Here is a 12,874-nt window from a genome sequence, read left to right as displayed (position 1 = left end):
TAAAAACATAGCTGCTGGCGCTTGCCACATAAGGATTTGCAGCACAAAACATTTGCAAACCCAGACGAGGTGAGCGCCAGCCGCTCACTTTTTTAAAAACTCGATCCTGCTCAGGAACGTTCCAACTCGATGTCCAGGCCCAGCGAACGGATTTCCTTGACCAGCACGTTGAACGACTCCGGCATGCCGGCTTCGATCGCGTGTTCGCCCTTGACGATGTTCTCGTACACCTTGGTACGGCCCTGCACGTCGTCGGACTTCACCGTCAGCATTTCCTGCAGCACGTAGGCGGCGCCGTAGGCTTCCAGCGCCCACACTTCCATCTCCCCGAAGCGCTGGCCACCGAACTGCGCCTTGCCGCCCAGCGGTTGCTGCGTGACGAGCGAGTACGGACCGGTCGAGCGGGCGTGCATCTTGTCGTCCACCAAGTGGTGCAGCTTCAGGTAGTGCATGTAGCCCACGGTCGTCGGGCGCTCGAAACGCTCGCCCGTGCGACCGTCGTACAGGTACGCCTGCGTGCGCGTCTCGGTCAGGCCCTTGGCCTGGGCGAGGTCGTCCGGGTAGGCCAACTTGAGCATGTCCTTGATTTCCTCTTCGGACGCGCCGTCGAACACGGGCGATGCGAAGGGAACACCCGAGGTCAGCTCGCGCGCCATGGCCAGGATTTCGTCGTCGCTCAGCTGGGACAGGTCTTCCTTGCGACCGCGCGAGTTGTAGATCTCTTCCAGGAACTTGCGCAGCTCAGCCGTCTTGGCCTCGCGCTGCAGCATGTCGCCGATGCGCTGGCCCATGCCCTTGCCGGCCCAGCCCAGATGGACTTCCAGCACCTGGCCGATGTTCATCCGCGAAGGCACGCCCAGCGGGTTGAGCACGATGTCGGCGGGGGTGCCGTCGGCCATGTAGGGCATGTCTTCGACCGGAACGATCTTGGACACCACGCCCTTGTTGCCGTGGCGGCCGGCCATCTTGTCGCCAGGCTGCAGGCGGCGCTTGACGGCCAGGTACACCTTGACCATCTTCAGCACGCCCGCGGGCAGTTCGTCGCCTTGGGTGAGCTTCTTGCGCTTTTCTTCAAAGGCCAGGTCGAAGCTGTGGCGGGTCTGCTCCAGCGCGTTCTTGATGGACTCCAGCTGCGTGGCGACCTCTTCCTCGGCGGGGCGGATGTCGAACCAGTGGAACTTCTCCACCGAGGCCAGGTAGGCCTTGTCGATCTTCGTACCCTTGGCGAGTTTTTGCGGGCCGCCGTTGGCCACGCGGCCGGTCAGCAGCTTCTCGATACGGTCGAACGCGTCGGCCTCTACGATGCGCAACTGGTCGTTCAGGTCCAGGCGGAAGCGCTTGAGTTCATCGTCGATGATCTGCTGGGCGCGCTTGTCGCGCTGGATGCCTTCACGGGTGAACACCTGCACGTCGATCACCGTGCCCTGCGAGCCCTGGTCCACGCGCAGCGAGGTGTCCTTCACATCGGACGCCTTCTCGCCGAAGATGGCGCGCAGCAGTTTCTCTTCAGGCGTGAGGGTGGTTTCGCCCTTGGGCGTGACCTTGCCGACCAGCGTGTCGCCGGGCTGCACTTCGGCGCCCACGTAGATGATGCCGGACTCGTCCAGACGGTTCAGCTGCTGCTCGGACAGGTTCGGGATGTCGCGGGTGATTTCTTCCGCGCCCAGCTTCGTGTCGCGGGCCATCACCACCAACTCCTCGATGTGGATCGAGGTGTAGCGGTCTTCGGCCACCACGCGCTCGCTGATCAGGATCGAGTCCTCGAAGTTGTAGCCGTTCCAGGGCATGAACGCGATCAGCATGTTCTGGCCGATGGCGATCTCGCCCAGGTCGGTCGAAGCGCCGTCGGCAATCACGTCACCCTTGGCCAGCTTGTCGCCCTTCTTGACGATGGGGCGCTGGTGGATGTTGGTGTTCTGGTTAGAGCGCTGGTACTTGATGAGGTTGTAGATGTCCACGCCGACTTCACCGGCCACGGCTTCGTCGTCGTTCACACGCACCACGATACGGGTGGCGTCCACATAGTCCACCACGCCGCCGCGGTTGGCCGTCACCACCGTGCCGGAGTCCACGGCCGCCACGCGCTCGATACCCGTGCCCACCATGGGCTTCTCGGGACGCAGCACGGGCACGGCCTGGCGCGACATGTTGGCGCCCATCAGCGCGCGGTTCGCGTCGTCGTGCTCCAGGAACGGAACGAGCGAAGCCGCCACCGACACGATCTGCGCAGGCGACACGTCCATGTACTGCACACGGTCGGCGGACACCAGGGTCGATTCACCCTTCTCGCGCGCCGACACCAGGTCGCCCGTCAGACGCCCTTCGGCATCCAGCGTGGCGTTGGCCTGGGCGATGATGTACTTGCCTTCTTCGATGGCCGACAGGTAGTCGATTTCCATCGTGACCTTGCCGTCCACCACGCGGCGGTACGGAGTCTCGATGAAGCCGTACTCGTTCAGGCGCGCGTACAGGGCCAGCGAGTTGATCAGACCGATGTTCGGACCTTCAGGCGTCTCGATCGGGCACACGCGGCCGTAGTGGGTCACGTGCACGTCGCGCACCTCGAAGCCGGCACGCTCGCGGGTCAGACCGCCCGGGCCCAGGGCCGAAACACGGCGCTTGTGCGTGATCTCGGCCAGCGGGTTGGTCTGGTCCATGAACTGCGACAGCTGGGACGCACCGAAGAACTCCTTGAGCGCCGCGGAAATCGGCTTAGAGTTGATCAGGTCATGCGGCATCAGCGGCTCTTGCTCGGCCTGGCCCAGGCGCTCCTTCACGGCCTTTTCGATACGTGCCAGGCCCGTGCGGTACTGGTTTTCGGCCAGTTCACCCACGCAGCGCACGCGGCGGTTGCCCAGGTGGTCAATGTCGTCCACCTCGCCCTTGCCGTTGCGCAGGTCCACCAGGATTTTGACCACGGCCAGGATGTCGTCGTTGGACAGCACCATCGGGCCGGTGGCTTCGTCGCGGCCGATCTTGGCGTTGAACTTCATGCGGCCCACGCGCGACAGGTCGTACGTGTCGGGGTTGTAGAACAGGCGCTGGAACAGGGCCTGCACGGCATCCTCGGTCGGCGGCTCGCCGGGGCGCATCATGCGGTAGATGGCCACGCGCGCGGCGAATTCATCCACGGTTTCGTCGATGCGCAGCGTCTGCGAAATGTAGGCGCCTTGGTCAAGTTCGTTGGTGTAGATGACCTGCAGGTCCTGCACGCCAGCAGCGCGCAGCTTCTTGAGCAACGCCTCGGTCAGCTCTTCGTTGGCCTTGGCCAGGATCTCGCCGGTGTCGCCGTCCACGATGTTGCGGGCCACCACGCGGCCGATGAGGAAGTCCTCAGGCACGCTGATGTGCGTTGTGCCGGACTGCTCCAGCTCACGCGTGTGGCGCGCCGTCACGCGCTTGTCCTTGGCCACAATCACCTTGCCGGCCTTGTCGGTGATGTCGAAGCGCGCCACCTCGCCACGCAGACGCTCGGGCACGAACTCCAGCTGAGCACCGCTGTCCATCAGGCGGAAGTTGTCGTTGACGAAGAAGTTCGCCAGGATGGACTCGGGGTTCAGGCCGATGGCCTTGAGCAGGATCGTGACCGGCATCTTGCGGCGACGGTCCACGCGGAAGTACAGGATGTCCTTCGGATCGAATTCGAAGTCCAGCCAGGAGCCGCGGTAGGGGATGATGCGCGCAGAGAACAGCAACTTGCCAGAGCTGTGCGTCTTGCCCTTGTCGTGCTCGAAGAACACGCCGGGCGAGCGGTGCAGCTGGGAGACGATCACGCGCTCGGTGCCGTTGATGATGAAGGAGCCCTTATCGGTCATCAGGGGCACTTCGCCCATGTAGACCTCCTGCTCCTTCACTTCCTTGACCACCTTGGACTGCGAGGTCGAGGACTCGCGGTCGTAGATGATCAACTGCACCTTGGCACGCACGGCCGATGCAAAAGTCAAGCCACGGGTCTGGCATTCGCGCACGTCGAATGCCGGCTTGGCCAGGTTGTATTCAACGAACTTCATCTCCACGAAACCGTTGTGGGAGACGATGGGGAACGCAGAATTGAACGCAGCCTGCAAACCTTCGATGCTGCGTTTTTGCGGGGCCGTGTCGGCCTGCAGGAACGCGGTATAGGCATCCCGCTGCATCTGCAGCAGGTACGGGACCTTGAGCACACTGTCGCGGCTACCGAAGCTCTTGCGAATGCGCTTGCGTTCGGTATAACTGTACGTGGATGTTTGGGCCATGAGATCTCCGGGCAAGGACATGGAATGGGATCTTCGACGACTGCCCTGCAAGGCGGCCACCTTGCAGGCTTGGCGGTTGGCCACTACCAACCATGGCGGACGGCGATGCGTTGCACATCGCCCGAACCAAGGCGTCTTCTGCTGTCGGATGGTTCAGAAGACACTAGAAAACAGTCCACGGGGGCCGCTTTCTGGTGCGCTCTAAAGTGCGTCCCATAAGCACCAAAGGCTGGAGGCCTTTCGCAAGACCCCCAGCCCAGGAGACAAGGTCGATTACTTGAGTTCGGCCTTGGCGCCGGCTTCCACCAGCTTCTTGACGGCAGCTTCGGCGTCAGCCTTGGCAATGCCTTCCTTGACGTTCTTGGGAGCGCCGTCCACCAGGTCCTTGGCTTCCTTGAGGCCCAGACCGGTGATTTCGCGCACTGCCTTGATGACCGCCACCTTGTTGGCGCCGGCGTCAGCCAGCACCACGTTGAACTCGGTCTTTTCTTCAGCAGCTGCAGCACCGCCGCCGGCAGCGCCGCCAGCAGCGGGAGCAGCCATAGCGGCAGCGCTCACGCCGAACTTCTCTTCAATGGCCTTCACCAGGTCATTGAGTTCCAGGACCGTCATGCTGTCCAGCGCGGTCAAGAATGCGTCTTTATCGAATGCCATTTTGATTTCCTAACAATTGGTTGAGAGGGGGGACGATTGCCACGCTGCCTCAGGCAGCAGCAGGCTCGCCTTCGCCTTTTTTGGCCGCCAGGGCACCCAGCACCACGGCGGTGCGGGAGATCGGCGACATCAGCAAGCCACACAGCTGGGCCAGCAGCACTTCCTTGGTAGGAATGTTGGCCAGTTGCTTCACGCCGTTCACGTCCAGGGCCTTGCCTGCGAAAGCGCCGCCGCGAATCACCAGCTTGTCGTTGGTTTTCGCGAAATCGGCCACCACCTTGGCGGCGGCCACAGCGTCTTCGGAGAAGCCATAGATCAGAGGACCGGTCATCTGGTCGGCCACCACGTCAAACTGGCTGCCAGCCACAGCACGGCGGGCCAGGGTGTTCTTCAGAACACTCAGGCTCACACCCTTGCTGCGAGCTTCCACGCGCAGTTTGGTCATGTCGGCCACCGTGATGCCACGGTATTCCGCGATCACGAGCGTTTGAGCTTTAGCGGCGAGGCTGGTCACTTCATTGATGACCGCTTCTTTCTCACTGCGATTAAGACTCAAGGTCTACTCCTTCATATGCGCACTTCGGACAAGCCTCCGTGCGCGCTCTTGTTGCAGCGACCAACTGTTTTGGAACATGCATTCCATCTGCAGCGGGATCGCCATCTGCGTTGGCCTCGAAAGGTTTAAGTGCACCTTGCACACCAACGGTCTTGGATGGCCTGCCAGCCCTCAAAGGAGCTGTCAGCCCACCACATCAGACCTGCCGCCCTCATGGGCACCACGCCTGAAGATTTCGCAATTACGCTGCGATGGTCTGCGTATCCACGCGGACGCCGACGCCCATCGTGGACGACACGGCTACCTTGCGCAGGTACACGCCCTTGCTGGTCGCAGGCTTGGCCTTGTTCAGCGCTTCGATCAGAGCTGCCAGGTTGCCCTGCAACTTGTCGTTGTCGAACGACCGACGGCCAATGGTGCTGTGCACGATACCGGCCTTGTCGACACGGAACTGCACCTGACCCGCCTTGGCGTTCTTCACGGCCGTCGCCACATCCGGCGTCACCGTGCCTACCTTGGGGTTCGGCATCAGACCGCGGGGGCCCAGGATCTGGCCCAGCGTACCCACGACGCGCATGGCATCGGGAGCAGCGATCACCACATCGAATGGCATATCTCCAGCCTTGACCTGAGCGGCCAAGTCGTCCATGCCCACGATGTCGGCACCTGCGGCCTTGGCTTCTTCTGCCTTGGCGCCTTGGGCGAACACGGCAACGCGCGTCGTCTTGCCCGTGCCATTCGGCAGCACCACGGCACCACGCACCACTTGGTCCGACTTCTTGGCATCCACGCCGAGTTGCACAGCAACATCGATGGATTCGTCGAACTTGGCAGTAGCGGCTTCCTTCACCAGAGCCACCGCCTCAGCGAAAGCGTACAGCTTGGTAGAGTCCACCTTGCCCTGCAGGGCCTTTTGCTTCTTGGTCAGCTTTGCCATTTACAGACCCTCCACCGTCACGCCCATCGAGCGAGCAGAACCAGCCAGCGTGCGCACTGCCGCGTCAACGCTAGCAGCATTCATGTCCTTGAGCTTGGTCTTGGCGATCTCTTCGAGCTGTGCACGGGTGATCTTGCCCACCTTGGTGCTCAAGGCATTGGAGGAGCCCTTGTCCAGCTTGATCGCCTTCTTGATCAGCACCGTTGCGGGCGGCGTCTTGATGACGAAAGTGAAGCTCTTGTCTGCAAAAGCCGTGATCACCACGGGCAGCGGCAGACCAGGCTCGACGCCTTGGGTCTGCGCGTTGAACGCCTTGCAGAACTCCATGATGTTGAGACCGCGTTGGCCCAGCGCGGGACCAATCGGAGGGGAGGGATTGGCCTTACCAGCTGGCACTTGCAGCTTGATGAAGCCGACGATTTTTTTCGCCATGTTTGCTCCTTGCGGGTATTAACGCCTGATCGTTCACCAGGCTCCCCGGGGTTACCGACTCTCTTCTCTCATCGCACCGAGTCGAAAAGCGCGAATACTTCACTGACGCTCAGGTCTTTTCGACCTGGGCAAATTCCAGTTCCACCGGGGTGGAGCGGCCAAAGATCATCACAGAAACGCGCAAGCGGTTCTTCTCGTAATTCACTTCTTCTACGGAGCCGTTGAAATCGGTGAACGGACCTTCCTTGACCCGCACCAACTCGCCCACCATGAATTCGATCTTGTGGCGCGGCTTGTCCGTTCCCTGCTGCATCTGGCTGACAATCTTCTGCACCTCTTCTTCGGAAATAGGCGCAGGGCGGTTCTTCACCCCGCCCACGAATCCTGTCACTTTGCTGGTGTGCTTCACCAAGTGCCAGGTGTCATCGTCCATCACCATTTCGACGAACACATAACCAGGGAAAAGGCGACGCTCGGTAGTCTTGCGCTGCCCATTCTTCATTTCCACCACTTCTTCAGTGGGCACCAGAATGCGGCCGAACTTTTGCTGCATACCGGCACGCGCAATGCGTTCCTGGATGTTGCGCTCCACCGCCTTCTCCATACCAGAATAGGCATGAACGATGTACCAGCGCAGATCTGGATTCACCGCAACATCCACCGGAGGCTGCACACCATTCGTGTCCACGGCATCCACCATCACTTCCTCCAGCCCAAGATCAAGTCGTACAGAACCCATTCCAAGGTCTTGTCCGTGAACCAAAGGAACAGCGCCATCACCACCACAAAAGCGAACACATAGCCCGTCATTTGCAGCGTTTCCTTGCGCGTGGGCCAGACGACCTTCTTGACCTCACGCCACGCATCGCTTGCAAACCCGACGAACTGGCGTCCGTGCTCGGAAACGAGAAAAACCGCTACAGCCAGCACTAGCCCCAACAGCAACACACCCCATTGAATCAGGGGCCCTTGCTTACCCAGCAAATAGAAACCGGCAATGGACGCGAGAACAATCGCCACTGCCGCGAACAACTTTGCCTTGTCCGCACCAGTCGTGACCGTCTCAACCTGGGATGTGGCCATAGATAAATTCGCCTATTTGATCGCGCCTTACAAGACGCCGAAGCCCGCCAGGGGCTGGCGGGCTTGTTTTGTTACCACCTTGAAGTGGCAGGGGCAGTAGGAATCGAACCTACAACCTTCGGTTTTGGAGACCGACGCTCTGCCAATTGAGCTATACCCCTTCGATCCCCACTAGATTACGCAATGATCTTGGCAACGACGCCGGCGCCCACGGTACGGCCGCCTTCGCGGATAGCGAAGCGCAGGCCTTCTTCCATGGCGATGGGGTTGATCAGCTTCACAGTGATCGACACGTTGTCGCCGGGCATCACCATTTCCTTGTCGGCCGGCAGCTCGATGGAGCCGGTCACGTCGGTGGTGCGGAAGTAGAACTGGGGACGGTAGTTGTTGAAGAAGGGCGTGTGACGGCCGCCTTCGTCCTTGCTCAGCACGTACACCTCAGCCGTGAAGTGGGTGTGGGGCTTGATGGAGCCGGGCTTGCACAGCACTTGGCCGCGCTCGACGTCTTCGCGCTTGGTGCCGCGCAGCAGCAGGCCCACGTTGTCGCCAGCCTGGCCCTGGTCCAGCAGCTTGCGGAACATTTCCACGCCGGTGACGGTGGTCTTTTGCGTGTCGCGGATACCGACGATTTCGATTTCTTCGCCGACCTTGATGATGCCGCGCTCGACGCGGCCGGTCACCACGGTGCCGCGGCCGGAGATGGAGAACACGTCTTCCACGGGCATCAGGAAGGCGCCGTCCACGGCGCGCTCAGGCGTGGGGATGTAGGTGTCCAGGGCTTCGGCCAGGCGCAGGATGGCGGGTTCGCCCTTGTCGGACTGGTCACCTTCCAGGGCCAGCTTGGCGGAGCCGCGGATGATGGGGGTGTCGTCGCCGGGGAAGTCGTACTTGTCCAGCAGCTCGCGCACTTCCATCTCGACCAGCTCGAGCAGTTCCTCGTCGTCGACCATGTCGCACTTGTTCAGGAACACGATGATGTAGGGCACGCCCACCTGACGGGCCAGCAGGATGTGCTCGCGCGTCTGGGGCATCGGGCCGTCAGCGGCCGAGCACACCAGGATGGCGCCGTCCATCTGAGCGGCGCCGGTGATCATGTTCTTGACGTAGTCGGCGTGGCCGGGGCAGTCGACGTGGGCGTAGTGGCGGGTGGCCGTTTCGTATTCCACGTGCGAGGTATTGATCGTGATGCCGCGCGCCTTTTCTTCAGGGGCGTTGTCGATCTGATCGTAGCCCTTGGCTTCGCCGCCGAACTTCTTGGACAGCACCGTGGCGATGGCCGCCGTCAGCGTCGTCTTGCCATGGTCCACGTGACCGATCGTGCCCACGTTCACGTGGGGCTTGGTACGTTCAAACTTACCTTTTGCCATCTTTTCGACTCCGAAAAAATCTACACCAACACGACAAATATTGATGCACCCCAAACGGAGACGCACCTGAAACTGTGGTGCCCATGGCGGGAATCGGACCCGCGACCTCTCCCTTACCAAGGGAGTGCTCTACCACTGAGCCACATGGGCAACAAGGAGTCAAACTCCTCTTAACCAACCTATCCAAACCGTGGAGCGGGAGACGGGAATCGAACCCGCGTCATTAGCTTGGAAGGCTAGGGTTCTACCATTGAACTACTCCCGCAAGACCGAATTTCGCGCAAGTACGGTCCAACGCCTTCAAACCACAATCTGGTGGAGGGGACTGGATTCGAACCAGTGTAGGCGTAAGCCAACAGATTTACAGTCTGCCCCCTTTAGCCACTCGGGCACCCCTCCGAAGAATTTAGAAGTATACAGCCTTTTTGGTCCTTGCGCCGATGTCACTATTTTTTGTTTTAGTCGTGGCGGATCTTTATGTAGTCGGTGGCGACGGTTTGGCGAGCTAGCCGTTGAGTTCCAGGAGGTTACTCATGGCCAGGATGCGACTCATGGGCGGCTGTTGGTTGAGTGGGCTGCTGCCTGTTCCGTTGACACCAACCTAAGCCTTTTGAGTTTGCTCGTACCGTACGGACTGAGATAGCCGAGCGTCGAATGCTGGCGCGTCGGGTTGTAGAAGCACTCGATGTAATCGAATACATCTGAACGTGCCTGCGTTCGTGTTCAGTACACCTCCTGGCGATGCGTTCGATCTTGAGAGAACGAAAAAAGCTCTCCATGGCCGAGTTGTCCCAGACCTCGCGGGCCCGGCTCATGCTGCAAGTGATGGCCTGTTCATCCAGCAGCCTCTGCTCGCTGGTGTGCTGGCTGCCCTGATCCGAGTGATGCTGCAAGGCCACCGACTTGCCCGACGCCACACATGCTCTCCTGCATAGACGAACCCACAATGCGCCGCGAGTACAGGTCCAGCACCGCTGCTACGTACAGCCAGCCTTCTGCCGTCCAGATGTAGGCAAAGTCGGCTACCCACCTCTGGTTCGGGTAGTCAGCCTGGAACCGCCGGTCCAGTACGTTATTGGTCACGGCATTGCGCACGCCACGGTCCTTAGACGGTCCACGCCGTTGGGGTTTGGCTTGTAAAGCCTTTTCGCGCATGAGCCGTTCAATGCGGCGCAGACCACAGGCCTGACCTTGCTCCAGCACCTTGTGCCACACACGGCCTGCGCCATAGGTGCGGTCGCTGCGTACGAAGCTCTGGTAGACCTGCGCGCCAGCACTTCATCATGAGGCTGCGCCAACCCCTGGGCCGTGTGAGCCACGCGTAGAAGCCACCCCGCGAGACACCGAGCGCCTCGCACATCAGATCGACCGGACAGGCCCCTGGGTGTTTCGCCACGAAGCCGAACTTCACATCGACTCCTTCGCGAAGTAGGCCAGGTTTTTTTAGGATGTCGCGCTCCATCTTGAGCTCAGCCACTTTCTTGCGCAGCTGCGCTATTTCCGCGTCTGGGTTTAGTTTGCCGTTGCCAAGGAAGGCCTCCTGGGGTTCGTCTCGCAGTTCACGAACCCACTTGCGCATCACGTCTTCGTGAATGTCCAGTTCTTTGGTAGATTGTGACCGGCCCTCTTCAGACGTGGCAGTGTTAAGTAGCGGTCCAGGTTTTTGGAGATTACTTGATCTCCGGTGATTGCATGACATCGCCAGCGCGCGGGCGAACCTCGTTGTAGTCCCACCGCCATCGGGTGATCTCCTGTCTGGCCTGCGTCAGGGACTTTATAAGCGTCGGCACTCATGGGCCACCTCGACGATGCGCGTACTCAGCTCGGCCATGGCGGCATTCATCCTGGGCGGCTCTGGGTAGCTCATTCGTGACAACCTTGTATAGCGCGCGGCGTTCGCTGATGGCCAGTTGCTCGACCATCCTGGCGACCGCTTCGCGCCTGGCCTGCATGCCGCCGAACTTGGCGCGCCACTTGTAGAAGGTCACATCGCTGAAGCCGCCCAGTCGGCACAACTCCTTGACCGGCATGCCGACCTCAGCCTGCTTGAGGAATCCGATGATCTGCTCGTCAGTGAATCTGTTCTTCTTCATGTCCGTCATTCTGTTGGTGGTTAACGGATTTCACTAACTTCAGCTTGGTACGACTGATGGGGGGCCGGTCACCTGGCCACAACCACACCACGCTCGTGACCAGCTTGACCGCTTGAACTTGAACTCTCGGCTGAATGTCCTTCTTGTCTCCATGAACCACCTCCGGTTTCACTTCCGCCTTAACAAGGTGTCTTTGAAACCAGCAGCAGCCCAAACCGTCAACTCTTCGAATAACACGTCTAAGGGGGGCAGGTCGAATTGGCTGCAGATCTACAGGGGAGTTGTTGAATGCTGTGCGCCAGCTGATGTTGACCGCTCAAGCCCAAAGCAAAACGCCCTCCCACTATGTTAGTGGGAGGGCGGTTTGGGCTGTAAGAGCCTGACGATGACCTACTTTCACACGGGAACCCGCACTATCATCGGCGCGAAGTCGTTTCACTGTCCTGTTCGGGATGGGAAGGAGTGGGACCAACTTGCTATGGTCATCAGGCATAAAGGGTTGCTGAGCAGTGAGGACTGCACAGCGAATTCATAGAGTCTGTGAATCAGCGTGGATTTGATTGCGTACTTGGCATAACAGTCTTGAGCTGCGATTGGCAGTCAAAGTTATAGGGTCAAGCCGCACGGGCAATTAGTACTGGTTAGCTTAATGCATTGCTGCACTTCCACACCCAGCCTATCAACGTCGTGGTCTACAACGACCCTTCAGGGGGCTCAAGGCCCCGGCAGATCTCATCTTGAAACGAGTTTCCCGCTTAGATGCTTTCAGCGGTTATCTCTTCCACACTTAGCTACTCGGCAATGCCACTGGCGTGACAACCGATACACCAGAGGTGTGTCCACTCCGGTCCTCTCGTACTAGGAGCAGGCTTCCTCAAATCTGCAGCGCCCACGGAAGATAGGGACCAAACTGTCTCACGACGTTTTAAACCCAGCTCACGTACCTCTTTAAATGGCGAACAGCCATACCCTTGGGACCGACTACAGCCCCAGGATGAGATGAGCCGACATCGAGGTGCCAAACACCGCCGTCGATATGAACTCTTGGGCGGTATCAGCCTGTTATCCCCAGAGTACCTTTTATCCGTTGAGCGATGGCCCTTCCATACAGAACCACCGGATCACTATGTCCTGCTTTCGCATCTGCTCGACTTGTCAGTCTCGCAGTTAAGCACGCTTATGCCATTGCACTATCGTCACGATGTCCGACCGTAACTAGCGTACCTTCGAACTCCTCCGTTACGCTTTGGGAGGAGACCGCCCCAGTCAAACTGCCTACCATGCACTGTCCCCGATCCAGCTAATGGACCTAGGTTAGAACCTCAAACGCACCAGGGTGGTATTTCAACGTTGGCTCCATGAGATCTAGCGACCTCACTTCAAAGCCTCCCACCTATCCTACACAGATCCGTTCAAAGTCCAATACAAAGCTACAGTAAAGGTTCATGGGGTCTTTCCGTCTTTCCGCGGGGAGATTGCATCATCACAAACATTTCAACTTCGCTGAGTCTCAGGAG

The 12,874-nt window shown here is 59.8% G+C and carries 8 protein-coding genes, 4 tRNA genes, 2 rRNA genes and 2 pseudogenes (1 of these 16 only partly in view); all 16 read right to left on the bottom strand.

Going from position 1 to position 12,874, the window contains the following annotated elements; translation table 11 throughout:
* Positions 1-110 precede the first annotated feature (110 nt).
* Positions 111-4,235 carry a DNA-directed RNA polymerase subunit beta gene (rpoB, locus tag BA022_RS16745; protein WP_088888203.1) on the bottom strand — a complete coding sequence of 1,375 codons (4,125 nt, stop codon included), beginning with the start codon at positions 4,233-4,235 and terminating at the stop codon, positions 111-113.
* A 273-nt stretch (positions 4,236-4,508) separates the two neighbouring features.
* Positions 4,509-4,889 (bottom strand): 50S ribosomal protein L7/L12, encoded by a 381-nt coding sequence (rplL, locus tag BA022_RS16740; protein ID WP_015914493.1) that lies wholly within the window; start codon positions 4,887-4,889, stop codon positions 4,509-4,511.
* 49 nt (positions 4,890-4,938) lie between these two features.
* A complete protein-coding gene (gene rplJ / locus BA022_RS16735) occupies positions 4,939-5,445 on the bottom strand; it encodes a 50S ribosomal protein L10 (protein ID WP_011806986.1) in 507 nt (168 codons plus the stop codon).
* Between the two features lie 241 nt (positions 5,446-5,686).
* Positions 5,687-6,382, bottom strand: a complete 696-nt coding sequence (gene rplA, locus BA022_RS16730) for a 50S ribosomal protein L1 (protein ID WP_011806987.1) — start codon at positions 6,380-6,382, stop codon at positions 5,687-5,689.
* Entirely contained in the window at positions 6,383-6,814 is a 432-nt protein-coding gene (rplK, locus tag BA022_RS16725) for a 50S ribosomal protein L11 (protein ID WP_011806988.1), read from the bottom strand. It lies immediately after the preceding gene.
* A 109-nt stretch (positions 6,815-6,923) separates the two neighbouring features.
* Positions 6,924-7,514 carry a transcription termination/antitermination protein NusG gene (gene nusG, locus BA022_RS16720; protein WP_015914494.1) on the bottom strand — a complete coding sequence of 197 codons (591 nt, stop codon included), beginning with the start codon at positions 7,512-7,514 and terminating at the stop codon, positions 6,924-6,926.
* On the bottom strand, positions 7,514-7,897 hold the full coding sequence (secE, locus tag BA022_RS16715) for a preprotein translocase subunit SecE (RefSeq protein WP_015914495.1): 384 nt from the start codon (positions 7,895-7,897) through the stop codon (positions 7,514-7,516). Before secE ends, nusG begins: the two co-directional genes overlap by 1 nt.
* 85 nt (positions 7,898-7,982) lie before the next feature.
* Positions 7,983-8,058 (bottom strand) — tRNA-Trp (locus BA022_RS16710).
* A 15-nt stretch (positions 8,059-8,073) separates the two neighbouring features.
* On the bottom strand, positions 8,074-9,264 hold the full coding sequence (gene tuf / locus BA022_RS16705; RefSeq protein ID WP_011806991.1) for an elongation factor Tu: 1,191 nt from the start codon (positions 9,262-9,264) through the stop codon (positions 8,074-8,076).
* A 75-nt stretch (positions 9,265-9,339) separates the two neighbouring features.
* Positions 9,340-9,414, bottom strand: a tRNA-Thr gene (locus BA022_RS16700).
* A 41-nt stretch (positions 9,415-9,455) separates the two neighbouring features.
* Positions 9,456-9,529: transfer RNA gene (locus BA022_RS16695), tRNA-Gly, on the bottom strand.
* Positions 9,530-9,577: 48 nt separating this feature from the next.
* Positions 9,578-9,663, bottom strand: a tRNA-Tyr gene (locus BA022_RS16690).
* Positions 9,664-9,813: 150 nt separating this feature from the next.
* Positions 9,814-10,882: pseudogene (locus tag BA022_RS19515) on the bottom strand (IS3 family transposase); the annotation flags it as partial.
* 295 nt (positions 10,883-11,177) lie between these two features.
* Positions 11,178-11,357, bottom strand: a pseudogene (locus BA022_RS16675) (transposase); the annotation flags it as partial.
* A 377-nt stretch (positions 11,358-11,734) separates the two neighbouring features.
* A 5S ribosomal RNA gene (gene rrf / locus BA022_RS16670) occupies positions 11,735-11,847 on the bottom strand.
* A gap of 120 nt (positions 11,848-11,967) precedes the next feature.
* Positions 11,968-12,874, bottom strand: a 23S ribosomal RNA gene (locus BA022_RS16665); it runs 1,969 nt beyond the window's last position.

It is taken from the genome of Diaphorobacter nitroreducens (assembly GCF_002214645.1).
Classification (GTDB): Bacteria; Pseudomonadota; Gammaproteobacteria; order Burkholderiales; family Burkholderiaceae_C; genus Diaphorobacter; species Diaphorobacter nitroreducens.
This window is presented reverse-complemented; position numbering and strand designations above follow the sequence as displayed.